At 70.3% G+C, this 22,495-nt stretch carries 22 protein-coding genes; 9 read left to right on the top strand and 13 right to left on the bottom strand.

Going from position 1 to position 22,495, the window contains the following annotated elements; all coding sequences use genetic code 11:
* Nucleotides 1–84: 84 nt before the first annotated feature.
* On the bottom strand, nt 85–738 hold the full coding sequence (locus ACWDX9_RS30790) for an NIPSNAP family protein (RefSeq protein ID WP_449959943.1): 654 nt from the start codon (nt 736–738) through the stop codon (nt 85–87).
* A 199-nt stretch (nt 739–937) separates the two neighbouring features.
* On the opposite strand from ACWDX9_RS30790, the gene ACWDX9_RS30795 reads away from it, so the two are divergent.
* Together ACWDX9_RS30795 and ACWDX9_RS30800 are read left to right on the top strand one after the other, a co-directional pair.
* Nucleotides 938–1,225 carry a hypothetical protein gene (locus tag ACWDX9_RS30795; RefSeq protein WP_449959945.1) on the top strand — a complete coding sequence of 96 codons (288 nt, stop codon included), beginning with the start codon at nt 938–940 and terminating at the stop codon, nt 1,223–1,225.
* Nucleotides 1,226–1,269: 44 nt separating this feature from the next.
* On the top strand, nt 1,270–1,536 hold the full coding sequence (locus ACWDX9_RS30800) for a hypothetical protein (RefSeq protein ID WP_350724587.1): 267 nt from the start codon (nt 1,270–1,272) through the stop codon (nt 1,534–1,536).
* Nucleotides 1,537–1,637: 101 nt separating this feature from the next.
* Here ACWDX9_RS30800 and ACWDX9_RS30805 read toward each other — a convergent pair whose 3' ends face one another.
* From ACWDX9_RS30805 to ACWDX9_RS30825, 5 genes are all read right to left on the bottom strand, one after another.
* Nucleotides 1,638–2,855 (bottom strand): ATP-grasp domain-containing protein, encoded by a 1,218-nt coding sequence (locus ACWDX9_RS30805; protein ID WP_449959947.1) that lies wholly within the window; start codon nt 2,853–2,855, stop codon nt 1,638–1,640.
* Nucleotides 2,856–2,894: 39 nt separating this feature from the next.
* On the bottom strand, nt 2,895–4,190 hold the full coding sequence (locus ACWDX9_RS30810) for a DUF2252 domain-containing protein (protein ID WP_449959949.1): 1,296 nt from the start codon (nt 4,188–4,190) through the stop codon (nt 2,895–2,897).
* Between the two features lie 88 nt (nt 4,191–4,278).
* Entirely contained in the window at nt 4,279–5,049 is a 771-nt protein-coding gene (locus ACWDX9_RS30815) for an SDR family oxidoreductase (RefSeq protein WP_449959951.1), read from the bottom strand.
* An 11-nt stretch (nt 5,050–5,060) separates the two neighbouring features.
* Entirely contained in the window at nt 5,061–6,257 is a 1,197-nt protein-coding gene (locus ACWDX9_RS30820; RefSeq protein WP_449959953.1) for an acyl-CoA dehydrogenase family protein, read from the bottom strand.
* A gap of 64 nt (nt 6,258–6,321) precedes the next feature.
* Nucleotides 6,322–6,933: a flavin reductase family protein gene (locus ACWDX9_RS30825; protein WP_449959955.1), complete on the bottom strand. Its 612-nt coding sequence runs from the start codon at nt 6,931–6,933 to the stop codon at nt 6,322–6,324.
* A gap of 379 nt (nt 6,934–7,312) precedes the next feature.
* Between ACWDX9_RS30825 and ACWDX9_RS30830 the strand changes: the two genes are divergently transcribed.
* The 5 genes from ACWDX9_RS30830 to ACWDX9_RS30850 all read left to right on the top strand — a co-directional run bounded on the left by ACWDX9_RS30830 (nt 7,313) and on the right by ACWDX9_RS30850 (nt 12,549).
* A complete protein-coding gene (locus ACWDX9_RS30830) occupies nt 7,313–8,482 on the top strand; it encodes a thiolase C-terminal domain-containing protein (RefSeq protein WP_449959957.1) in 1,170 nt (389 codons plus the stop codon).
* On the top strand, nt 8,479–8,925 hold the full coding sequence (locus ACWDX9_RS30835; RefSeq protein WP_449959959.1) for a Zn-ribbon domain-containing OB-fold protein: 447 nt from the start codon (nt 8,479–8,481) through the stop codon (nt 8,923–8,925). The genes ACWDX9_RS30830 and ACWDX9_RS30835 overlap by 4 nt, the downstream gene beginning before the upstream one ends.
* A gap of 1,145 nt (nt 8,926–10,070) precedes the next feature.
* Nucleotides 10,071–10,808 carry a GntR family transcriptional regulator gene (locus ACWDX9_RS30840; protein ID WP_355201549.1) on the top strand — a complete coding sequence of 246 codons (738 nt, stop codon included), beginning with the start codon at nt 10,071–10,073 and terminating at the stop codon, nt 10,806–10,808.
* 208 nt (nt 10,809–11,016) lie between these two features.
* A complete protein-coding gene (locus ACWDX9_RS30845) occupies nt 11,017–11,619 on the top strand; it encodes a GNAT family N-acetyltransferase (protein WP_449959961.1) in 603 nt (200 codons plus the stop codon).
* A 249-nt stretch (nt 11,620–11,868) separates the two neighbouring features.
* Entirely contained in the window at nt 11,869–12,549 is a 681-nt protein-coding gene (locus ACWDX9_RS30850) for a copper homeostasis protein CutC (RefSeq protein WP_350724601.1), read from the top strand.
* 44 nt (nt 12,550–12,593) lie between these two features.
* On the opposite strand, the gene ACWDX9_RS30855 is transcribed toward ACWDX9_RS30850, so the two are convergent.
* From ACWDX9_RS30855 to ACWDX9_RS30880, 6 genes are all read right to left on the bottom strand, one after another.
* Complete coding sequence (locus ACWDX9_RS30855) at nt 12,594–13,739, bottom strand: DUF6986 family protein (RefSeq protein WP_449959963.1); 1,146 nt, start codon at nt 13,737–13,739, stop codon at nt 12,594–12,596.
* Nucleotides 13,723–15,024 (bottom strand): FAD-dependent oxidoreductase, encoded by a 1,302-nt coding sequence (locus ACWDX9_RS30860; RefSeq protein ID WP_449959965.1) that lies wholly within the window; start codon nt 15,022–15,024, stop codon nt 13,723–13,725. Before ACWDX9_RS30860 ends, ACWDX9_RS30855 begins: the two co-directional genes overlap by 17 nt.
* Before the next feature lie 19 nt (nt 15,025–15,043).
* Nucleotides 15,044–16,189: a class I adenylate-forming enzyme family protein gene (locus tag ACWDX9_RS30865; protein WP_449959967.1), complete on the bottom strand. Its 1,146-nt coding sequence runs from the start codon at nt 16,187–16,189 to the stop codon at nt 15,044–15,046.
* Nucleotides 16,190–16,274: 85 nt separating this feature from the next.
* Nucleotides 16,275–17,801: an AMP-binding protein gene (locus tag ACWDX9_RS30870; protein ID WP_449959969.1), complete on the bottom strand. Its 1,527-nt coding sequence runs from the start codon at nt 17,799–17,801 to the stop codon at nt 16,275–16,277.
* A gap of 16 nt (nt 17,802–17,817) precedes the next feature.
* Nucleotides 17,818–18,855, bottom strand: coding sequence for a hypothetical protein (locus ACWDX9_RS30875; RefSeq protein WP_449959971.1), 1,038 nt, complete (start codon nt 18,853–18,855; stop codon nt 17,818–17,820).
* Nucleotides 18,856–18,904: 49 nt separating this feature from the next.
* Entirely contained in the window at nt 18,905–19,972 is a 1,068-nt protein-coding gene (locus tag ACWDX9_RS30880; RefSeq protein WP_449959973.1) for an LLM class flavin-dependent oxidoreductase, read from the bottom strand.
* A 91-nt stretch (nt 19,973–20,063) separates the two neighbouring features.
* Between ACWDX9_RS30880 and ACWDX9_RS30885 the strand changes: the two genes are divergently transcribed.
* Complete coding sequence (locus ACWDX9_RS30885) at nt 20,064–20,549, top strand: hypothetical protein (RefSeq protein WP_449959975.1); 486 nt, start codon at nt 20,064–20,066, stop codon at nt 20,547–20,549.
* A gap of 138 nt (nt 20,550–20,687) precedes the next feature.
* Here ACWDX9_RS30885 and ACWDX9_RS30890 read toward each other — a convergent pair whose 3' ends face one another.
* On the bottom strand, nt 20,688–21,623 hold the full coding sequence (locus ACWDX9_RS30890; protein ID WP_449959977.1) for an acyl-CoA dehydrogenase family protein: 936 nt from the start codon (nt 21,621–21,623) through the stop codon (nt 20,688–20,690).
* Nucleotides 21,624–21,756: 133 nt separating this feature from the next.
* On the opposite strand from ACWDX9_RS30890, the gene ACWDX9_RS30895 reads away from it, so the two are divergent.
* Nucleotides 21,757–22,428 carry a hypothetical protein gene (locus tag ACWDX9_RS30895; RefSeq protein WP_449959979.1) on the top strand — a complete coding sequence of 224 codons (672 nt, stop codon included), beginning with the start codon at nt 21,757–21,759 and terminating at the stop codon, nt 22,426–22,428.
* The last annotated feature ends 67 nt before the right edge of the window (nt 22,429–22,495 follow it).

Raw genomic sequence — 22,495 nt, forward strand, 5'->3', positions numbered from 1 at the left:
CCGCGGCCGTCGGCGACGCGGTCGCCGGGCTCCTGGCCGCCGCCCCGTCGCCGGAGCCCGTCTACGGGACGTGAGCCGGACGGGTCAGCGCATGGCCGAACGGGCGGTCGGGCGGAGCAGGATGCGCTCGGGGGCGGCCGTCAGGCGGGGCTTCAGCATCGGGAGGTCCACCTCCCGCTCCTCCTCGGCCGGGTCGAAGCGGGCGAGCCACACGAACACGTTCTCCCCGGTCCGGATCGGAAGGCGGGGGAAGTTGTTCTCCGAGTGCTCCGTCTCCAGGCACGCGACGGGCGGCACCCCGGCCTCGGCCAGCACGGGCGCGACCTCACGGGCGAAGAAGGCGGAGAAGCCGTCCTCGACGTGGTAGATCGTGGCGGCGTACAGGGAATCCGGCAGCTCGGTCGCGCCCGCGGGCGGCCGCTCCCAGGCGGGCGGCTCGGCCCCCACGGAGTGCAGGAGGAGCACGTCGTCGCTGTCGATCATGGTGGCGTTGGCGGCGTCCCGGTGGGCCTGCCACACGGGACCGCCGTAGAAGGCCTCCAGCGCGGCCTTGCGCGCCGCCATGGACGGGAACGCGCGGAGCCAGGCGAACCGGTCGGGCGCGCCCTCGTCGCGGAAGGTGCCGGTGACCCGCATGCCCGTCGCCTCCTGGGTCTCCACGAATTCGCGCTCGAACAGCTCGATCAAGGTGTCCCGCTGCCCGGGCAGCAGCGTGTACTGGCGTAGTTCGAAGATCATGCGGCGGACGTTAGGTCCCGGTCACTGACATCCTCTGTCAGCGTATTGGGCGAATAATATTCTGGTAACTCATAGCTACCGATCCACAACTCACGGTTATATGCTCGCTGTGACCTTGATCTCCTGCGGTCAAGGAAGGTCAAAGGGGCGGCGCGCCCGTGCTCGCCGGCCCTGAACCCTACCGGCGAAGGAGCAGAAGTTGATCAAAAGAGTGTGCGCCGCCGCAGCCGTGCTGGCCACGGCCGTCGGCGGCGCACTCCTCGCTGCCCCGGCTCACGCCGACGACGACTGGTGGGGGCCGCTGAGCGGCGACACCCGCGCCGGCAACTGGAGCGGCAACAGCGACTCGTCCCAGTCCGGAAACAACTTCGGGAATGTCACCGGCGTCAACCGCGGCAGAGAGTTCTCGACCAACGTCAACAACGTCAACGGCATCGCGCCGACCGCCACCAACGGCGGCATCACGGTGACCTACATCTTCTACTGACCGGCTGACGTCCAAAGCCAACACGATCTGAAAGGACCATGACCATGGTGAAGAAGCTCTGCGTGACCGGTCTCGTCGCCGCCGCCGCTGCGGGGGTGACCCTGCTGGCGGCCCCCGCGTACGCGGACGTCAACGCGGGTAACTCCAGCTCCAATCGCAGCTCCTCGCAGTCGGGCAACAACTTCGGCAACGTCGTCAGCAGCAATGTGAGCGGCCGCGGCGCGACCAGCGTCAACAACGTCAACGGCAACGCCGCGACCGCCGCCAACCGCAGCATCGTGGGCATCGAGGACATGGTCGAGATCGACTAGCCGAGAGGCGCACACCAGCCCCGGACCAGGTCGATCTCGTGGAGAAGGCGCTCGCCGCCGTACCTCAGCCCCTTCTCCACGCCAGGGTCGACCTGGTCCGGCTATCCGGGGGCGAGCCCGGCCGAGTCCTTCACCCACAGGCGCAGCAGCCCCCTGAAGTGCTCGACGAAGCGGTCACGCTCATGGGCCGGGTACGTGGCGGTCACGGTGTCCACGAGTAACCGGTCGAACTCGGCCCCGGCCACCCACTCCAGCACCACCTCGTCGAGGTGTGCCAGGCGGTCCTGGCAGAACTCGTGGTAGCGCTCGGTCTCGAAGTACGCGTCGGCCAGCCGGCGGTATTCGGCCAGCCGCTCCTCGTACGTCCCCGCCACGGAGAAGTAGTCGTGTGTCTCCAGGTCGATGCGCGGCCTGCGCCGGGTGGCCACGCAGAACACGCTCCACTTCACCAGCGTCTTGATCGCCCAGGGGAAGTAGTAGTGCAGGCTGGTCAGCGCCACGTCGGGGCAGGCGTTGGCGTAGTCGATCGGGTGCACGTCAGAGCCCTTGACCAGGGTCTCGCAGGAGTTGAACTCCCACCGGAAGAACGCGTTCACCAGCTTCCCGATCGTCACCACCTCCTCGCCCACCGACGGCGACAGGAACGCGTGGTCGACGACGTAGCGGGCGTGCATCGGCTCCTCGGGCCTGAAGCGCATGACCATGGTCTCCGCGCCGATCGACAGCGACCTGGCGAACGCGTCGTACCCGTCGATGGCCTGCTGGAGGTGCATGAGCATCTCGCCGCTCTGGTCGTAGGCCCGGTGCAGCTCGTCCCGGTCGCGCACGAGTGACACGCCGCGCCAGGCCCCGCCGTCGTAGGGCTTCATGAACAGCGGGTAGCCGATCCGCTCCGCGACCTCGTCCAGGTCGAAGGGCTCGTTGTAGCGGGTCGCGGTGTAGGCGTACCGCGCGTTGTCGACCGGGTTCTTGAACGGCACCAGCACCGTCTCCGGCACCTTGAGCCCGAGCCGCATCATCGCGCAGTACGCCGTGTGCTTCTCCATCGACTGGAACGTGAACGGGCTGTTCAGGAGGTAGACGTCGTCCATCATGGCGACCTTCTTGAGCCACTCGCGCGGGTGGTAGTACCAGTACGCCAGCCGGTCGATCACCAGCTCGTGACGCGGCTTCGCGCGCAGGTCGAACGGCTCGATCGTGAGACGCTCCACGTCGAACCCGCCCACCCCCTTGATGGGCCCGAGCCGCCGCAGCACCGTCTCGAACGCCGACGGCCAGTCCTCCTCCGTGCCCAGCAGCAGCCCGATCAGATGTCGCACGACGCCCCTCCTGCCTGACCGCCCGCTCGGCGGCCGGGGTCAGACGCCAGGGAGCCGGCCGTTGCGGAACAGGTCGACGAACCGTTGATGGTCTTCCCGGGCCTGTGCCCCGTACCGGTGGGCGAAATCCACCAGCATCCCGATAAATCCGGGTTTGTCGTTGCCGATGACCGCCACGATCGCCTCCTCCGTCGAGAAGTCGACCAGGTCGTGACTGGACTCGTCGTCGGCCACCGAGTGCATGCGCGCCACCGCCCGCCCCAGGTCCTGCACGATCGAGCGCAGCTCGGCCGGCTCGTTCACGTCGTCCCAGCCCAGGTCCGCCGAGTACGGCGACACCTCGGCCACGAGCTGCCCCACCCCGTTGAGCGTCGTGTATCCCAGCCAGGGATCGGCGTACGCCTGCAGCGCCCGCTGCGACTCCGCCGTGCGATGCCCCTGGTGCAGGAAGTACGAGGCCACCTTCTCGTCGGTGACGTGACGGGCCACCGCGGGCACGGCCGCCTGCTTCATGTAGAGGATGACGTCGTTCTCCAGCGCCTGCGAGCGCCCTTCGAGCAGCAGGTTGTACGAGGGCAGCCCCGCCGACCCGATGCCCACGCCCTTGCGCAGCGCCACGTCCTTGATCACGTGCTCGACCGGGTTGGCCTGCGCGGGCAGCGTGGTCAGGTACTCCTCGAACGCGGCCAGCACCGCCTGCCTGGTCGCCGCGTCCACCGGCTCCCGCCCCTCCATGAGCGCGAACCGCCGGTCGTAGTCGTCGATCACGGTCTCCACGTCCAGCAGCGCCACCCGCGTGCTGAGCCGCGCCGTCTGGAGCACCCGGTGCAGCACGCCGCTGGTGGTCTCCAGGGTGAGCGAGCCGATCGCGTCGTCCCCGCCCGCGGCGAGGGCCCCCAGCTCGACCAGGTACGCGGCGGCGAAGTCGGTGACGAGCACGCTGATCGAGTCGTCGGACAGCGCCTTGGCGTAGCCGATGAGCGCCACGCTGGCGGCGAAGCGCTTGAGGTCCCAGACGTACGGGCCCACGTAGGCCTCGTCGAAGTCGTTGACGTTGAAGACGAGGACGCCGGAGGCGTTCATGTACGTGCCGAAGTTCTCGGCGTGCAGGTCGCCGTGGATCCAGACCCGGCTGGTGGGTTCGTCCAGGTAGGAACGGTCCGCATAGGACTCGGCCATGTCCGCGTAGAACAGGCAGGCACTGCCCCGGTAGAACGCGAACGGAGAGGCCGCCATTTTCCGAAATTTCCGCCTAAAAGCCGCGGGGTCTCGCTTGATCGACTCGCCGAACTCTGCCATGAGGACATCGAGCAGGAAGGAGGAGCGTGCGCCCATGCCTCGGACACTAGATCCCCGGGACCTTGCCGACCACCCTGATCTTTCCCTGACAGGCCCGCGTCAGGGTAGGCGCGGACGTCCCCCGTCAGGGGTGCTGCGAGGAGACCGAGACCACCTCGCCCGTCATGTACGACGAGTAGTCGCTGGCCAGGAAGACGATCACGTTCGCCACCTCCCACGGCTCCGCCGACCGCCCGAACGCCTCCTTGGCCGCCAGCTCCGCCAGCAGCTCCTCGCTGGTCACCTTCGCCAGGAACGGGTGCACCGCCAGCGAGGGCGCCACCGCGTTCACCCGCACGCCGTGCTCGGCGGCCTCCAGCGCGACGCACCTGGTCAGCGCCATCACCCCGGCCTTGGCGGCGGCGTAGTGCGACTGCCCGCGCTGGGCCCGCCAGCCGATCACCGAGGCGTTGTTCACGATGACGCCGGAGCCCTGGGCGATCATCTGCCTGAGCGCGGCCCTGGTGCAGCGCATGGTGCCGTTGAGGGTGACGTCGATGACCGTGTGCCACTGCTCGTCGGACATCTCGGCCAGCGGCGCCGTACCGCCGAGCCCTGCGTTGTTGACCACCACGTCGAGCCTGCCGTGCACCTCCACCACCGCGTCGAACAGCGCCAGCACCTGTGCCTCTGACGTCACGTCGCACGGCACGGCCAGCGGTTTGACGCCGGTGAGCTCGGTCAGCGCGTCGGCGGCGGCGGCCAGGCGGCGCTCGTGCCGGTCCGAGACGACGATCGTGGCGCCCTCCTCGGCACAGCGTCTCGCGGTCGCGTAGCCGATGCCCGCCCCTGCGGCGGCCGTCACGAGCGTCACCTTGCCGTCGAGCAGTCCGTGCGCCTTCGGGTACGGGGGCATCCGTGCTCCAATCAGCGGGGGAGTCCCAGGGTGCGCTCGGCGATGATGTTCCGCTGGATCTCGCTGGATCCGGCATAGATCGTGTCGGCGCGGCTGAACAGGTAGAGCCGCTGCAACTCATTGAACTCGCCCTGCCCAGGCTCACTGGGCCGGAGGACCTGGCCGTCTCGGCCGTATTCGCTGGGGTCGGCCACCAGCCCTGCCTTCCCCTGCACGGCCTGCGCCAACTCGCCCAGCCTCCTGTGCCACTCCGACCAGTAGAGCTTGGCGATCGACACCTCGGGCCCCGGGTTCGGCCGCAGCATCCGGAGCGCGTTCAGCCGCATGATCTCCAGCTCCAGCCACGACTGGACGAGCCTGTCACGCAGCACCGGATCGTCGACCGCGCCCGTCCGTCCGGCGGTCTCGACGACCTTGGCCAGCTCCCGCCTGAACCCGATCTGCTGGCCGAGCGTCGAGGCCCCCCGCTCGTAGCCGAGCGTGGCCATCGCGACCCGCCAGCCGTCGCCCGGCGCTCCGAGGATGTTCCCCGCCGCCGTGCGCGCGCCGTCGAAGAACACCTCGTTGAACTCCGACGTACCGGTGAGCTGCACGATCGGCCGCACGTCCACCCCTGGTTGGTCCATGGGGACGAGCAGGTACGACAGCCCCTTGTGCCGCTGCGAGCCGGGCTCGGTACGGCACAGCACGAAGCACCAGTCGGCCACGTGCGCCAGCGACGTCCACACCTTCTGCCCGGTGACGACCCACTCGCCGCCTTCCAGGTGCGCCTTCGTCTGCACGTTGGCCAGGTCGGAGCCCGCCTCGGGCTCGGAGTAGCCCTGGCACCAGAGCTCGTCGCCGCGCTGGATCGGCGGCAGGAAGCGGTCCTTCTGCTCGTCGGTGCCGAACTCGAGGATGGTCGGGCCGATCAGCCCCTCGCCGATGTGGCCCACCCTGGCGGGGGCGTCGGCCCTGGCGTACTCCTCGTAGAAGGCGACCTGGTCCTCCAGGGACGCGGCGCGGCCACCGTACCGCTCGGGCCAGCCCAGGCAGGTCCAGCCGGCCTTGCCGAGGTGGCGCTCCCACGCCTGCCGCAGTTCGTGGCCCTCGTGCTCGCGCCCGGGCCCGCCGAGCCCTCTGACGTGCGCGAACTCGCCGCCCAGCGCCTCCTCCAGCCAGACCCGCGCTTCCCTCCGCAGCCCCGGCACCGCGCCCGTCGAGCTCATCGCACCCGTCACGCCTGGGGGAACGTGCTCGCTGTGTCCTGACGGTGGCGACCCTACGCGCCCGTCAGAGACGCTCAACGAAACCTCCGTAGCCCCCGCGGAAGAACAGCAGCGGGCCACCTTCGGAGTGCGTGTCGAGCTGGAGCACCCGGGCCACCACGATCATGTGGTCACCCGCCGGGTGCTCGGCCTCGATCGCGCAGTCGATCCAGGCCAGCGCGCCTTCGAGCACCGGGTTGCCACCGGGGGAGCCGGTCCACTCCAGGCCCGCGAACTTGTCGCCGCCCTTGGTCGCCATCTGGGCGCACACCGCCTGCTGGTGCTCGGCCAGCACGTTCACGGTGATGACCTTGGCGCCGCGCACCTTGGGCCAGCTGGTGCTGGTGTAGGCGACGCAGAACGCCACCAGCGGCGGGTCGAGCGAGACCGAGGTGAAGGAGTTGGCCGCCAGGCCGGACGGCAGGCCGTTCATCGGATCGACCGCCGTGATCGCCACCACACCGGTCGCGAACCTCCCGAGCACCTGCCGGAAGCGGCGGCTGTCGAGGTGACCGTTCGCGCTGTGAGGTGAAGGGCCGGTCGGCATGGCGGCTCCGTTGCGAATCCTGCGCTGAGGGGGCGTCGGAAGGCCGCGACAGCCGTCCGGCGCGACGAGCCGGGCAGCGTGTGTGCTCATGATCCGCCTCCTAGTCCACCGTCTGCGCTCTATCATACCAAGCGCTTGCTTGGACGGTAGGGCGAACCAGGAAACCATGTCAAGTTCGCATGCCCCAACCGCGCGCACGGCTCGGCCCTCCCGAGCGGCCCGCGCCCATCGACCGTCCCGCATCCATCGAGCGGCCCGCGTCAACCGCGCGACCGGCCTCGCTGGAGCGACGCCTGCCTCTCCCTGGCCTGGCCTTCCCGGTACGGTGTGGCGCGCACCCGCACGCGGCCAGCCCCCGGTGGGGCTTGTTCTCTCTCCGTGAAGGCAGCCGCCTCATCCTCCAAGCGGGCCCCTTCGTGGTCGGTTGGTGCGTTGACATGGGGGAAATTTCAGGCCTAACGTGACGTTTGTGCCCAAGCGCTTGCTTGACATCCGGGACCGCACCGCGATAGCCGGGGTCGGCTACACCCCCTTCACGAAGGACTCGGGCGTCAGCACCCTCACGCTGGCCTGCCGTGCCGTGCTGGCCGCGCTGGAGGACGCGGGGCTGCCGGTGGACGAGGTGGACGGGCTGGCCACGCACCGCGTCGGCGACTCCGCCGCACCCACGCTGGTGGCCCCCGCGCTGGGCCTGACCGACCTCTCCTGGCACCTCGACCAGTTCGGCGGCGGCAGTGTCTCGCACGCGGTCGTCGGTCAGGCGGCTCTGGCGGTGGCGGCCGGGGTGGCCGAGACGGTGGTGTGCTACCGGGCCATCAACGCCCGTTCCGAGTTCCGCATGGGCGGCACCGGCCGGGGTGTGCCGGTGAGCCCGGAGGTGCAGTATCAAGCGCCGTACGGGTATGTGGCGCCGCCGCAGCAGTACGCCATGTACGCCCGGGCCCACATGCTGAAATATGGCACTCAAGCGGAGCATTTCGGGCAACTAGCCGTCACCCAGCGCGCCAACGCGGCCAAGAACCCGCGTGCCCTGATGCGCACCCCCATCACGCTCGACGACTACCTGGCGAGCAGGTGGATCGCGGAGCCGTTCCGGCTGCTGGACTGCTGCCTGGAGACGGACGGAGCCTGCGCCGTGGTCGTCACCACGGCAGAGCGCGCCCGCGCCCTCCGCCGCCCCCCGGTGCTGATCTCGGCCGCGGCCTGGGGCGGTGGCACGTCCCACCTCTCGGGCCCGACCGCCGACCCCACGGTGACCGCGGCCGCCGCCCTGGCCCCGCGCCTCTACGCGCAGGCCGGGCTGGGGCCGGCGGACATCGACGTGGCCGAGCTGTACGACTGCTTCACGTACTCGGTGATCGTCCAGCTCGAGGACTACGGCTTCTGCGAGAAGGGCGAGGGCGGCCCGTACGTGGCCTCGGGCGCGACGGCGCCGGACGGTCCGCTCCCGGTCAACACCCACGGCGGCTTCCTGTCCGAGGGCTACGTCCACGGCATCAACCACATCGCCGAGGCGGTTTCCCAGCTCAGAGGCGACGCCGGGGACCGCCAGGTGCCCGGAGCCGAGGTCGCGCTGTCCACGGCCCAGCCCGGCTACATCCTGCCGGCCACCTCCGCCCTGATCCTGAGGAGATCATGATGACGGCCTACCGGCCCGAACCCGACCGGGACTCCAGCCAGTGGTGGGAGCGGGTCGCCGGGCAGGAGTTCGCCGTGCAGGAGTGCGACGGGTGCGGGGCGGTGCGTTTCCCGGCGCGGGCGTTCTGTCCCGAGTGCCGCACGGAGGCGTGGCACTGGCGGGACGTGGAGCCCGAGGGGGTGGTCGAGAGCTGGATCGTCAACCATCAGCCGTTCATGCCGGGGTTCGGGGTGCCGTACGTGGTGGTGATGGTCCGGCTGGCGGCGGTGCCGGGGTGCTTCGTGTACGGGAACTGGTGCGGCGACGGCTCTCCGGAGCGCGGCCGGCGGGTGCGGGCCGCCTATCGCCGGGTCGACGAGCGGTTGACCCTGGTGGACTGGGTGCCGGTGGAGGATGACGGGAATCTGGATGATCATCCGGTCCAGCGCAAATCCTCCCGCTAGTTGACCTTGCTCCGGAAATTGGATTGGTACCGGAAAATCCCACCAGTCCCACCATCACGAAGGGGCCCACAGGTTCGGCTCCGAGGGTTGATGATGATGTCAGAAGGCGTCGACGCGGACGGCTCGGACTGGCGGCGAACGATGACTGATGGGATCTCGGTGACACACGTGACCTGCGGGTCAAGAGTCGTGATCCTGCCTGCCCGCCGGTCCTCGACGGAACCACCCAGCCGGTCGTGCCGTGCCGTGACGGCGCCCGGCCCCGCACACCGGAGAAGCGTCTCCCTGGACGGGGCCCGGCCGTGGTCGGTGGGTGGGGTCGCCCGTGGCGACCGTAAAAAATGGGGTGCGCCGTTCTGGGCGGCGGCGAGTGCTTCGGGGTCGGCGAGGAACCTTGGTGACGTGCGCATCCGGAGGGCGGCGGGCACCTGGGGATCGGCGAGGACCCGAAGGCCGGCGAGCGCCCGGGAATCGGCGCGGACGGCGGTCACCCACGCGCCTGGGGCGCGGGATCCGCCTGGAAGGGCACGGCCCCCGCCCATGGCGGGAAGGCGCGAGGCCCTGCGTTGGTCCCTTGGAGGAAAACGCGCCCTGGCGGGCGTGGGGGACCCGCCAGGACGCGCTTCCTGTCCCGTGCGCGACGGCGCCAGGACTCCGGCGAGGGATGGAGTCCTAGACCGTTGGTTCGCGCACGGAGTCGATGGGGGAGTGTGAAAGCTCCCGTTGCCGGTAACGTGCGGCGATGCGTTGAGCTGCACGAACCGGGTCATCAATGGGGTGCGTGACGGGGGCGCCACCCTCCTCATTCCAGACAAAGGATCCGTCATTGCACCACACGGTCAGCTCAGTCAACACCGATAGCTCGCGCACACCGATGCCCATGCTCTGGTAGGTGTGGGTGAACCCCTGGCGACGCAACCCGTAACGCAGTAAACGTGTTGCTTCGCAAGGGGAATGCCAGGGCAGGTACGGCGTACCCGTGCGGACCGGCAACACTGGCCTTCACCCCCTCACCGGCCTTTAGATGGATTTGTACCAACGAATGGATGATGGGCCGGTGGAGGCGGTTCGGTCAAGGGGTTGTGGCCTGCTAGAACCAGATCGTCTAAATTGTTGGAACAAAAGGGGTGAAAGTGGCAAGGTCGGTGCTGTATCAGCAGGTGGCTGCGGAGTTGCGTCGGGCCATCTACTCGGGCGTCCTCGGCCCGGGATCACAGCTGCCGACCGAGGCGCAGCTCATGGAAGACCATGGGGTGAGCAGGAACACCGTAAGGCTGGCCCTGGGAGAGCTCGTCAATGAGGGGCTCGTTACGCGCACGCCGCGGCGCGGAACCGTGGTCAGAGACCGCCGACCGCTGCTGATCTATCCGCAGCGGGAGCTGGAGCCACAACCTTCTGGGGAACTGCGGGAAGCCTTCGCCTATGCCGTGGCGCAGGAAGGCCGCGAGCCAAGCCAGTACATCGAGGTGCTGACGGTTTCTCCCGTCGAGGAGATCGCCAGCAGACTGGAGCTGGCGGACGGGGAATTGGCGGTGGTGCGACGCCGTCTGCGTTTCGTGGACGGCCAGCCGTACAACACCAACGATTCCTACTTCCCCCGTGATCTGGTTGCCGACTCCGAAATCGCCAGACCCGGAGACATCGCGCGAGGGGCGAACCGGGTGCTGGAGGAGCTGGGGCATGCGCAGGTGCGCGTCACCGACGACATCTGGGCCCGTATGCCCAACCAGGAGGAGGCCGAGCGCCTCCAGCTCGAGCTCGGCACACCAGTCATGGTGTATGTCCGAGTTGGATACGACGGGGCCGACATGCCAGTGCGTGTCGCGGTGTCGGTGCTGCCCGCCGACAAACATTTGATCAGATACGAGCTCGATGGCCGCTAACGAGCTCGATTGAAGGGGTGATCCCGCCGGCTGGGGCCGGGCGCAGCGAGAAATTAGCCGCCTCGCTGGCCTAGGGGAGTCGTGCATACTCCCCTAAATCGCCATTTATCCATATATATCGGGTTGAGGCCCCAATTTCGGCTACGCGCACCATTGCTTCATCACGCTTTGCGTATGCGCGTAAACCCTACGCAACGGGAGTTGTATTATGCACACCAACACGCTTCTTCACCCGCTCGCGCTCCGCAGAGCTGAGCCCGAGGACCTTCCCGGCGTACTCACGCTGCTCGCGGACGCCTCCGAGTGGCTCTACTCGCAGGGAGTGCGGCAGTGGCCGCGCGGGGGCTTCGGCCCCGAGCGCATCGTGCCGCTCATCGAGGAGCGGGTGCTGTTCCTGCTCGAAGACGAGCTCAGATACCTGGACCCCGACGAATCGGCCCCGCCGGTGGCCACGATAGCCGTCGACGACAACGCGGACCCCGAGTTCTGGACACTCGACGACGACCCCGGGGCTGCCCTTTATGTCCACAAGCTCGCCGTGGCCCGTCCCTGGTCCGGCAGCGGCCTCGGGGACGCCCTCCTGGACTGGGCCGGCACCTACGCCCACGCGGCCGGGCTGCCGTGGCTGCGCCTGGACTGCGCCAAGGGGAACTGGCGGCTGCAGGAGTACTACCGCAGTCGCGGGTTCCGGCACGTCCGTACGGTGGACCTTCCCCACCGCGCGTCCGGCGCCCTCTTCGAGCGCCCGTCGCGGGACCAGACCACACCGGCCTTCCGTGACCTGACCATGGCCGAACTCATCTCCGCCTGACACCCCGCACTCATGGCCCCGGTCCCCACCGGGATCGGGGCCAAGCGCGCCTCCCGGCCCTCCCACAGGGCGCGTGGCGGGCTGTGGGCTTGTCGGGTGGGGCCTGGCGGGGGGTTCCGGTTGCGCGGGCGCTGTGGGAGCGTTTGGGGGCCTGGAACGGGCCCTGCGGCGGTGGGGAAGGCCGTTGGCGGGGACTTTTTGGTGTGATCAGCGGCGGAACGGTGCAGAGCACCATATAACCTCTCCTCCATGACCGGATCCCTGCTCGAGGTGATCGCCCTCAACGTGCGTGACGCCGTGGCAGCTGAACAGGGTGGAGCCGACCGGCTGGAGGTCGTCGCCGACATGGCGGCCGACGGGTTGACCCCCTCCCCGGACACGGTTGCCGCGATCGCCGCGGAGTGCCCCCTCCCTCAGATGGTGATGCTCCGCTGTGACGCCAACTTCATCGCCGACCCCGACGTGCTCGACCGCCTGAGGCGGGACGCCAAGGCGTTGGCGCAGGCGGGGGCGGCGGGGTTCGTGTTCGGGTTCCTCGACGGCTCGGGGAAGGTCGATCTCACGGCGACCGAGGCGCTCATCCACGCCGTCTCGCCGCTCCCGTGGACGTTCCACCGGGCGGTCGATCACGCCGCCGACGTTCAGGCGTCCTGGCGGGCCGTGCGGCTGCTGCCCAACCTGGCCACCGTGCTCACCTCGGGCTCGCCCAACGGGGTGGGGGAGGGGCTGCCGGTGCTGAGGGCGCGCGCCGACGCCGGTGACGGCTCGATCATCCTGGCCGGGGGCGGGCTGAAGCCGGCGCACGTGCCGGCGCTGCTCGACTACGGCATCCGCGCCTTCCACGTGGGCTCCGCCGTCCGGGCGAGCTGGTCCGACCCGGTGGAGTGGCGCCTGGTACGCCAGTGGCGGTCCCTGGTCGAACGCGACTGAAGGCCGTCAGGGCAAGGTCGCGTCCGCGCGGCTGACCACGCCCGTCAGCCGGGCAGGGCCGCGTCCGCGCGCCTGAGAGCGGCCGCCAGCGTGCGGATCGTGGCGGGCTCGTCCATGAGGCCGCCCCCCGCCTCCCGCTGCTCCTCCCACGCTCTCACCCGCTCCCGGTACGCGTCATAGCGCTCCAGATGGAAGGCGTAAACGGTGGCGAAGCGGCTCACCAGATGGGAAGGATGCATGTCCCACCCCTGGTAGAAGCCGTGCCCCAGCGAATGCCTGACCAGCTCGGCGTGCCGCCGCCACAGCGCGTGCACGTCACGGGTGAGCCCGGAGGCCGGAGAGGCGGCCAGCGACCCGTCCGACAGCTCCACCCTCGTGCCCGCGAACGCCGTCTGCATCACGTGCCGGGCGTGATCGCACGCCGGATGGTCCAGCCGCTGCTCGTGCGGCGGCAGCCCGATCGCGGCCGTGTAGTCGAAGACCCCGAAATGCGCCGCCGCGAGCCGCCCGCCCAGCGACTCCGCCAGGTCCCCGCGCAGGAAGTGCAGCGTCTGCGGCGCCTCCACCTGCATCTCGAACCGCAGCCGCACCTCCAGCTCGTCCTCCAGCCGGGCCAGCACCTCCGTGAACTGACCGAGGTAGGCCTCCATGAGGATCTTGGGAAAGGTCACCGTGAATCCCGGCGGCAGCTCGCCGGCCCGCCCCATCAGCCCCGAGAGGAACAGGTCGAGCGTGCGCACCGACCGCGCGGGATCCCCGTCGGCGAACGACTTCACCCGAGGCCCCCACCGCCGCGGCAGCGTGCCCGCCGCGTGCATCGTGGCCACCGCCTCGACGGCCTGCGCCACGTGATCGTCCTCCACCAGGTCGGGACGTACGCCGTACCCGTCCTCGAAGTCGATGCGCAGGTCCTCGATCGGCTCCGAGGAGAGCTTCTGGACCACCTTGGGGTGCACGGCGGCGGCCAGCCCGCCGGGCACCCCGAAGACCTCCGCCACCGCGTCGGGATCGGGCAGATGCGCCTTGACCAGGGACAACGCCTGATCGCGCCACTCGGAGAGCGTGCGGATCGAGAACCGGTCGGCGGGGACGTAGACGGTGTGGACCGGCTGCCAGTCCGCGCCGGCGGAGGGATAGCGGGCCTGCTGGACCCGGTAGGCCTCGTCGAACCCCTCAGGAACGGAACGCACGGAGCATTGCCTCCAGGCCGACCAGCTTGACGCGTTCGCCCCGGCCCAGCGACCTGGCCAGCTCGGCCTCGGCAGCCTCGATCGCCAGCCAGTCCTCGTACGTCACGGGACGCACCCCGCGCGCGGCCAGCAGCGCGTCGATGGCCCCGCCGCTCACCCGCGGGCGATCCGAGAGGTCGGCGAGGAGCGTGCGGACCGTTTCCGCCGCATCGGACTTGTTGGTGCCGATCACCCCGGTGGGACCGCGTTTGAGCCAGCCAGCCACGTATTCGCGGTCGCGCACCCGCCCGGCCTCGTTCGGCACGGTCATGGTCTTCTCGGAGAACGGCACCCCCGGCAGCGGCACGCTCTGGTAGCCCACCGAACGCAGCACCATGCCGACCGGCAGCGTCTCGAACTCGCCCGTGCCGACCACGCGCCCCTCCTCCGACAGGCGGGTGCGTTCGAGCTTGAGGCCCTCCACCCGCTCTGTGCCGAGGATCTCCACGGGCCGCAGCCAGAAGCGCACGTCGAGGCGGCGCGGGCGGCCCACCGGGTTGCGGGCGGCCCACGACTGCAGGACCTTGATGTTGCCCTGGACCTGGCGCGGGAAGTCGACGCCCAGGACGACGGCCTCGTCGGGGCGGACGCAGACGTCGGCGTTGGCCAGCTCGCCCAGCTCGCGCAGCTCCTTCAGGGTGAACTTGGCGTGCTCGGGGCCGCGTCGGCCGATCATGTGGATGGCCTTGACCTGGCTCGCCTCGAGGCGTTCGAGCACGTCGTGCGGCACGTCCGTGGAGCGCAGCTCCTCGTGGGTCTTGGCCAGGACGCGTACGACGTCGACCGCCACGTTGCCGACGCCGATCACCGCGACCTCGGAGCTGTCGAGCGTGAACCGCCCAGGATCGACGTCGGGGTGCCCGCAGTACCAGTTGACGAAGTCGGTCGCCGCCACGCTGCCGGGCAGGTCCTCGCCGGGGATGCCGAGCTTCCTGTCGACCATCGCGCCCGTGCAGTAGACGACCGCGTCATAGGCGCCCAGCAGGTCCTCGACGGAGACGTGCTCGCCCAGCGTGACGCCGCCGAGGAAGCGGACCTCGGGCAGTTCGAGCACTTTCCGCAGGTAGTTCGCGATCGACTTGATCGACGTGTGGTCGGGCGCGACGCCGTACCTGACCAGCCCGTACGGGGTCGGCAGGCGTTCGAGGACATCGACCTCGACGCGCTCGGCCGACTGCTTCACCAGAGCCTCGGCCGTGTAGATCCCGGCGGGGCCCGACCCGATGACCGCCACGTGCAACGCCACGCTGCCTCCTAAGACTCGGTTACACGCGTCCCACCAGATGTAACCGGCCGGTGTGATCCAGGTATCCCCGATCGCCGGTCCGGATGAACCCGTCTCTCGCGAACACCGCATGATCGGTGTTCCTGCCAACGTAGCCGCTCATCACAGCCTCGGAGCGGAGGAGTACCTCGCCTTCGTCCTCATCTGACAGTACGCGTCCGTCGGCGCTCCTGATCGACACGTCCACACCGCCCCGAGGCCTGCCGACACAGACCTCGGCGTCCTCGGGCGGGTCGTCGGGCCGGGTGCCGAGCCCCAGCCCGGCTTCGGGGCAGATGTAGCGGTTGCACACGGGCACGCGGTATCTGTCCCGCAACGCCCTGATCAGCTTGGGCGGGGCGGGCGCGCCGGCGGACCGGACGAGGGCCAGGTCCGGCAGGTCCCCGCCGCAGGCCAGGATGCGCGAGAGCTGGTACGGGGTGCCGTGGAGCACCTCGATCCCGTGCTCGCGGATCACCTTGATCGCGGCCTCCGGGCTCCATTCGGGCAGGACGTGACAGGTCCGCCCGGTCTGCAGGAACATCGGCAGCCGCGTGGCGAACCCGAGCCGGCCCAGCGGATGCGGCACCAGCCGCGCGTCGCCCGTCCCCCAGCGCGTCCCCGCCCCGTGGGCTCTGATCGCCTCCAGCTGCTTGTTGCCGAACACGACCCCTTTGGGCGGTCCCGTCCTGCCCGAGGTGAACGTGATCACGACCGGTCGTGCGGGGTCCGGCGGGAACGGCGGCGGTGGCGGCTCCCGCCTGCACAGGCTCCCGAGCCGGACGGGGCCGCCGCGCTCGATGGGCAGCGTCACCACGTCGAGCCCGGGCAGCGGCGGGAGCACCCCGGGGGCGGTGATGACGATGGCCGGGTCCAGCCGGGCCAGCAGTTCCGGTCGCTCGATCCCGATGCCGGCCGTCACCGCGTCGATCTTCGCGGCCGCCACGTAACAGATCACGAACTCGGGCCCGTCCGGGAGCGCCAGCGCCACGACGTCGCCGACGCGCGTCCCCCGATGGGCCAGCCCGGCGGCCACCTGGTCGGAGAGCCGGTCCAGGTCGGCGAAGGTCAGCACGGCGGAGCCGGTGACGACAGCGGCGCGCCCCCCGAATCTACGTGCGGCCTCCCCGGCCAACAGGCGCAACATGGCAGCTCCTGGGGCAGATGGCGCTAATTTGACCCTACCCGCCCTGGAGCCCCGGCAGACGTTCTCACCTTGCCGGAGATGGAGTTCACTCCCTCAAGAGAGCCTCGGCCGACGTGCGGAGCGCCAGCTTGTCCACCTTGCCGTTCACGTTCACCGGCAGCGAGTCCACCACCACGACCCGCCTGGGCACCTTGTAGTTGGACATGTTGTCCCTGGCCCAGCCGATCAGCCCCGCCGGATCGACGGCGACCCCGGGCCGCGGGACGACGTACGCCACCCCCGCCTCCCCCCGGACCGGGTCCGGCACGCCCACGACCGCCACCTGCGCCGGCGACCCCTCCCGCAGCAGCAGCGACTCCACCTCGGCCGGCGAGACGTTGAACCCGTTGACGATGTAGAGCTCCTTCTTTCGGTCCACGATGGCCAGGTTGCCCGACGGGTCCAGCACCCCCACGTCCCCCGTGTGCAGCCACCCGTCGCCGTCCACGACCTCCGCCGTCCGCGCGGGCTCGCCCCAGTACCCCCGCATCACCCCGTAGCCCCGCTGCAGGATCTCCCCGCGCTCCCCGGCCGCGACCTCCTTGCCGTCGTCGTCCACGATCCGCACCTCGATCCCGGGCACGGTCCTGCCGGTGGTGTTGGCGATGACGTCGATGGGGTCCCCGGCGCGGGTCATGGAGACGACCGTGCCCTCCATCAGCCCGTACGCGTTGATCATCCGCTCCAGCCCGACCCGTTCCACCAGCCGCGTGATCAGGCGGGCGGGGACGGCGGCGGCGCCGCAGATGGCCACGCGCAGCGAGGACACGTCCCAGGACCCGCGGTCCAGCTCGTCCAGTATCCGGTGGAAGAGCGTCGGCGGCCCGGCCAGCACGGTGACCCGCTCGGAGGAGATCAGCGACATCACGGCGTCGGGCGTGAAGACGGGGATCGGCATCATCGTGGCCCGGCGCAGGACGCAGGCGATGAGCCCCGCGTTCAGCCCGAACCCGTGGCTGAACGGGGCGACGATCGGATAGCGGTCGCGCTCGTCGAGGGTGACGATCTCGGACCAGTCCCAGTAGCCGCGCAGGACCTGGGCGTGGTCGATCATGACGCCCTTGGGCACGCCGGTGGTGCCCGACGTGGACATGATCTCGCACAGGTCGTCAGGGCGTACGGCGAGCGCCCGTCCCTCGGCCTCCCGGGCGGAGACCCGCGTGCCCAGGGCGCGTAAGTCGTCGGGGCGGCGCAGGCCGGAAAGGGGCGGGAGCAGGTCGGCGAGGGGGGCGGCCGACGGGCCCGCTCCGGTGATGAGCACCTTGGCGCCGGTCTTCTCGATCAGCTGGGCGGCCTCGATGCCCTTGAAACGGGACGAGAGCGGCACGATGACCGCCCCCGCGTCCCAGATCCCGAACGCGTGCCGCACCCAGAACGCCGAGTTCACCCCCCACATCGCCACCCGGTCACCGGGCCCGACGCCGAGAGCGATGAGGCCGCGGGCGATCTCGGCCGCCGAGGCCCGCAGCTCGGACAGCGTCATCTGCGTGCCGCCCTCGGCGACCACGACGGCGCCGGGGTGGTTCTCTGCCTGGTCGCGAAGCATGCGGGGGAGCGTTCCCCAGTCCGGCATCGGTGCCATGTTGCCCCTAGGTGATGAGAGCGCGGTCCCTTCCGAGGTGGTGGCCGCGCAGGTCGTTCACCGTGCCCGGCGCGGGGCTCTCGGAGACGTCCTGGGCGATCTCCACGTCGATCGAGATGGGCGTCAGCGCCTGGACGGCCTGCTGGATCCGCGACTTCCACATGGGGTTGCGGACCAGGCTCGCCCGGCTGAACGTGACCGTGAGCACGGCCGCGTCCAGCGTCCCCTGGCGGCTGATCGACAGGTCCCAGCCGGACACGCCGTCGATCTTGGACAGCGCCTTCTCGATGCGCGGCAGCGCCAGCCACACGCCTCTGACCAGCACGTGGTCGCCCACCGTGTGGGCCGGTGCGGGCATGCCCGCACCGGCGAGCCTGGCGACCTGGCCGGTCCTGAGCACGGGGTCGCCGGCCGCCGAGGTGATGACCAGCTCGGCGAGCTCGGCGGCGGGGTCGGGGGAGTCGTCCTTGGTCAGCGCCGCCAGGCCCAGCACGTCGTCGGCGAGCGGGGTGAGCGGCTCGTCCTCCGACGCCCGCCACGCCAGGGCGCCGCCGGTGAACGGGCTCGCGAACACCTCCGTCACCCTGGCCTCGAACTCTCCCGCCAGGTGGGCGATCGTCCGTTTGGAGGCGATCTCGCCGGTGAGGACGATGTTCCTGATCCCGAGGTCCAGCGGGTCCAGCAGGAACTCCAGATGCAGGCGGGCCAGGAAGTCCATCGCGCCCGTCGGGGTGCTGACCAGGGTGGAGGCCTTGAGGGCGGTCAGCGCGTGGTGCAGGCGCATCCGGCCGCGCGGGCCCACGTCGGCGGCGGCCTCGGCCACGTCGGCCGCGGCGGCCGTCCAGAGCGCGCCGGCGGGTTCGGCGAGTGCCACCACGACGCGCTCGCGCTCGCCGATCCCGCACTCACGCAGGGCCTTCACGGTCAGTACGTGGTCGCGGGGGTCCAGCGGGACGGCGCTCGACAGGTCGGGGGAGACGAGCAGGAGTCCGGTGGCGGACCGCGCGGCGGCGCCGAGGTCGTCACGGGTGAGCCAGCGGGCCATCAAAGCACCATCTCCGTACGGTCGAGCGTCCGGGGCGTCGGGCGGGCCGTCAACGTGCCACCTCGGTCATGAACAGCGTCATCGAGTCGCACACCCGGTCATGCGCCAGCCCGCCCACCTGCGCCTGGATGATGAGGTCCGTCGCGCCCGCCTCGGCGATCCTGGCCAGGGCCTTGCGCGAGCCCTCCACGTCGTCGACCACCACCATCAGGTGCTCGCGCAGCGTGGCCATGGACTCGTCGGGCGGCATCCCGGCCGCGAGCTGCCCCAGCACCCGGTGGGTGGCGTGGCGGGCGTCGTAGTAGTCGGGCGGGGTGACGAGGTTGACCTGGCGGCGGATGTACCACAGGACGGCGTCGGCGGCCGCGGCGGTCGCCTCGTCGCGGGTGGGGGCGACGTACCAGGGGATCATCAGGGCGACGCGGCGGCTCGCGGGGTCGAAGCCATGCTCCGCCAGACATTCCCGATATTTCGTGATGTCTGAGGCCACGTCGTCGATGCCCTTGAGCATCGTCATGCCGAGCAGGTTGTACCCGTGCTTGGCCGCCGCCAGGTAGCCCTCCAGCGAGGTCGACGCCACCCACACCGGCGGGTGCGGCCGCTGGGCCGGGCGCGGGTAGACGGCCACGTCGGGGATCTCGAAGAACTCGTTCGACCGGCTGATCGGCTCGCCGTCGGCCTGCCAGATGGCCAGCGTCGCCTCCAGCGAGTCCTCCCAGATCTGCCGCGACTTCTCGAACGGCCGCTGGAACGCCTGGTACTCCAGGGGCGAGGCCCCCCGTCCCGTGCCGAACTCCACCCGGCCGCCGCTCAGCACGTCCAGCGTGGCGACGCGCTCCGCCGTGCGGATCGGGGACTGGAACGGCAGCAGCACCACGCCGAGCCCCAGATGGATGCGCTCGGTGCGCTGCGAAATGGCGGCCAGGACCAGGTCGGGTGCGGAGGAGTGGGAGAAGCCCCTGGTGAAGTGGTGCTCCACGAACCAGGCCGTGTCGAACCCCAGCCGGTCGCCCAGCACGACCTGGTCGACCACGTTCTGGAACGTCCGCTGCTCCACTTCGCGGGTGCGACCGCGAACCTCCAGCTCATACCCCAGGCTGATCCGTAGGGACGTCATCGCGCCTCCGAAGTAGTGAACCAAGCGCTCGCTTGGTAGAGCGTATCAGCAGCGAAGACTTGCGGGAAGGGCGCGTGCCCGATCAGAGTGGATGGCTGTGAAGCGAAAGCGCGCGCTGCGGCGGCCTAAGGACGGCCCGTTCCCCGATTCCGCCGACGACGACCTCTCGCTCACCAGCGCCCGCAGGTATGAGGCGTTCGGCCGGGTGATGGCCGCGCTGGCGACCGAGGCCGACTTCATCGAGTCGTGCCGCGACCTGACGTGGTGGCGAGGGGCCGATCACAGCTGGCACGTCGAGTGGCGCGACGGGCCGTACGCGTCCGAGGTGGCCTCGCTGCTGGCCCAGCAGGTGCGCGACCCCGACTACGACGGCCCGCTGGTCACCGAGGCCGGGCCGGGGAGCAGCGGTTCGGCCGTGCTCGACGTGATGGGCGTGCGGTTCGAGCTGCGCGCCATCGACCCGATCGGGCGGGCCACCGTACGTGAGCGGCCCGGCTTCTGGCGCCTGGCCGAAGCCCTCGACACCACCCGCCGCACCAACACCCGCCACCCCTGGGAAGAACTGCTCGGCGGCTGACCCGCCCCCGACGGCACTTTTTGGAGGGTCCCGCGCCCGGCACCGCCGCCGTGTCCCTTCTCCTACGGGACCCCCGCCACCCCCACGTCCCTCCTGCTCCAAAGGGCCTCCGCCGGAGTGCGGCGGGATGTGGGAGCGCTAGCCGAGGGCGTGGGCCGCCAGGCGGGCGCGATGGGCTTGCGGCGGCCCGAAAAGCTGCGCGTCCGAGGTGGCCCGCTTGAGGTAGCGGTGCGCAGGATGCTCCCAGGTGATCCCGATCCCGCCGTGCACCTGGATGTTCTCACCCGCCGCCGCCAGATACGCCTCCGTGCAGTACGACCCCGCGATCGCGGCGTACACCTCGTCGATCGCCGCCGCCCCCGCCGCCGACCTGGCCGACTCCACCACCAGCAGCAGATCGGCGAGCTTGTGTTTGATCGCCTGGAACGACCCGATCGGCCGCCCGAACTGCCACCGCCGCTTCGCGTGCTCCACCGCCATCTCCAGGCACCGCTGCGCCCCGCCCACCTGCTCGGCGGCCAGCGCCGCGATCCCGAGGTCGCGTACGCGGGGCCACGAAGAGCCGTCGCCGAGCCGCCGCACCGGGGTGTCCTGGAAGGAGAGCTCCTGCAGCGGCCGGCTCTCGTCCATGGTCCGGTACGTCCTCGCCCGGGTGGGCACGGCCGCCACCAGCAGCCCGTCCACGTAGACCAGCGCCAGCTCGCCCGCCGGCGCGTACGGGACCACGCCCGTGAGCAGGCCGGACTCCAGCCGGAGGGCGCCCTCGCCCGGCGGCACCACGGTCGCGGTCGTGGCGCCGTCGGCCAGCGCCGGGAGGAGGTCGTGCGCCCCGCTCGCCGTGAGCGCCTCGACGGCCATCACCGCCGTCTGCAGGAAGGGGTGGGGCGACAGCGCCCGGCCCAGTTCCTCGCTCACGGCGGCCATTTCGGCCGGACCGCATCCCGCCCCGCCGTGTTCCTCGGGGATCAGCAGCCCCGCGATCCCCACGTCGTGCGCGAAAGCCTGCCACGGTGCGTCCGGCCGGTCGGCGAGGTAGTCGCGGACGACGGCGCGGAGCTCATCGGGGAGTGCCACGGACCCATGCTAACCAAGCGATTGTTTGTTTTTGCATTCGGGTTGCCCAAATTTGCCTTTTTTGTACGGTCACATAGTCTGGCACTGGTCATCCCAAGGGTTACCCGGGGGAGGGTTGACCAGGGAAATGGATATGGACGACACCAGCATCGACTACGCCGACCTCGCCGAGTACGACCGGCGGCAGCGCGGCATCGAACGTCACCTTCTGACGGCTTTCTTCGGAGGACTCGCCGTCGGGCTCGTCGGCATGCTCCTCGCCGGCAAGGGTCCCGCGTGGGTCGGTCAGATCTACGACCCGTACGTCTACCTCGGCCTGTCGCTGGCCGTGGGCGCCACGGCGTCGGGGTTCGGGTGGGCGTTGCTGACGACGTTCCTGGCCGTCGCGTCCACGCTGGTCGCGGCCATGGGCACGAGCGCGCTGAGCGGCAGTGTGGCCTTCGACGTCGTCGGAGGCAGCGCCGCCGGGCTCAACTGGACGCTCGCCCTGCTCGTCGCCTTGGGCCTGCTGGCGTTCGCCACCCGCAGGCAGGACGTCTGGGGCGACCTCGCGGCGGGCGCGGTCGGCGCGGCGCTGATCGCGGACGTGGTGGACCGGGCGACGCCGGGGTTCATCGACAGTGAGCGGTCCTTCTGGCCGGTCCCGGCGCTGTCGATCGGGTTGCTGTCCGTCGCGCTGGTGCTCATGCTGCGCAGGAACGCCTGGGGCCGGGTACGCGCGCTGGCGCTGTCGGCGGTGTTCTCCGCTCTGTTCACGGCGTTTCTGGCCGCCTTCATGTCCGGCTGGATCCCGTTGACGGTCTGAGTCCTGCGGGACCTGTGGATAAGCTCGCGCGCGGCGGCACCCGGAGTCGATAGCCTGTAATCCTTCA

The organism is Nonomuraea sp. NPDC003201 (assembly GCF_053590415.1).

Coding starts and splice junctions, on each gene's coding strand:
- ACWDX9_RS30880 (WP_449959973.1), bottom strand. CDS start 19,972: ATGACGTCCCTACGGATCAGCCTGGGGTATGAGCTGGAGGTTCGCGGT.
- ACWDX9_RS30835 (WP_449959959.1), top strand. CDS start 8,479: ATGATGACGGCCTACCGGCCCGAACCCGACCGGGACTCCAGCCAGTGG.
- ACWDX9_RS30850 (WP_350724601.1), top strand. CDS start 11,869: ATGACCGGATCCCTGCTCGAGGTGATCGCCCTCAACGTGCGTGACGCC.
- ACWDX9_RS30875 (WP_449959971.1), bottom strand. CDS start 18,855: ATGGCCCGCTGGCTCACCCGTGACGACCTCGGCGCCGCCGCGCGGTCC.
- ACWDX9_RS30845 (WP_449959961.1), top strand. CDS start 11,017: ATGCACACCAACACGCTTCTTCACCCGCTCGCGCTCCGCAGAGCTGAG.
- ACWDX9_RS30885 (WP_449959975.1), top strand. CDS start 20,064: ATGGCTGTGAAGCGAAAGCGCGCGCTGCGGCGGCCTAAGGACGGCCCG.
- ACWDX9_RS30790 (WP_449959943.1), bottom strand. CDS start 738: ATGATCTTCGAACTACGCCAGTACACGCTGCTGCCCGGGCAGCGGGAC.
- ACWDX9_RS30820 (WP_449959953.1), bottom strand. CDS start 6,257: ATGAGCTCGACGGGCGCGGTGCCGGGGCTGCGGAGGGAAGCGCGGGTC.
- ACWDX9_RS30800 (WP_350724587.1), top strand. CDS start 1,270: ATGGTGAAGAAGCTCTGCGTGACCGGTCTCGTCGCCGCCGCCGCTGCG.
- ACWDX9_RS30825 (WP_449959955.1), bottom strand. CDS start 6,933: ATGAGCACACACGCTGCCCGGCTCGTCGCGCCGGACGGCTGTCGCGGC.
- ACWDX9_RS30810 (WP_449959949.1), bottom strand. CDS start 4,190: ATGGGCGCACGCTCCTCCTTCCTGCTCGATGTCCTCATGGCAGAGTTC.
- ACWDX9_RS30870 (WP_449959969.1), bottom strand. CDS start 17,801: ATGCCGGACTGGGGAACGCTCCCCCGCATGCTTCGCGACCAGGCAGAG.
- ACWDX9_RS30865 (WP_449959967.1), bottom strand. CDS start 16,189: ATGTTGCGCCTGTTGGCCGGGGAGGCCGCACGTAGATTCGGGGGGCGC.
- ACWDX9_RS30815 (WP_449959951.1), bottom strand. CDS start 5,049: ATGCCCCCGTACCCGAAGGCGCACGGACTGCTCGACGGCAAGGTGACG.
- ACWDX9_RS30895 (WP_449959979.1), top strand. CDS start 21,757: ATGGACGACACCAGCATCGACTACGCCGACCTCGCCGAGTACGACCGG.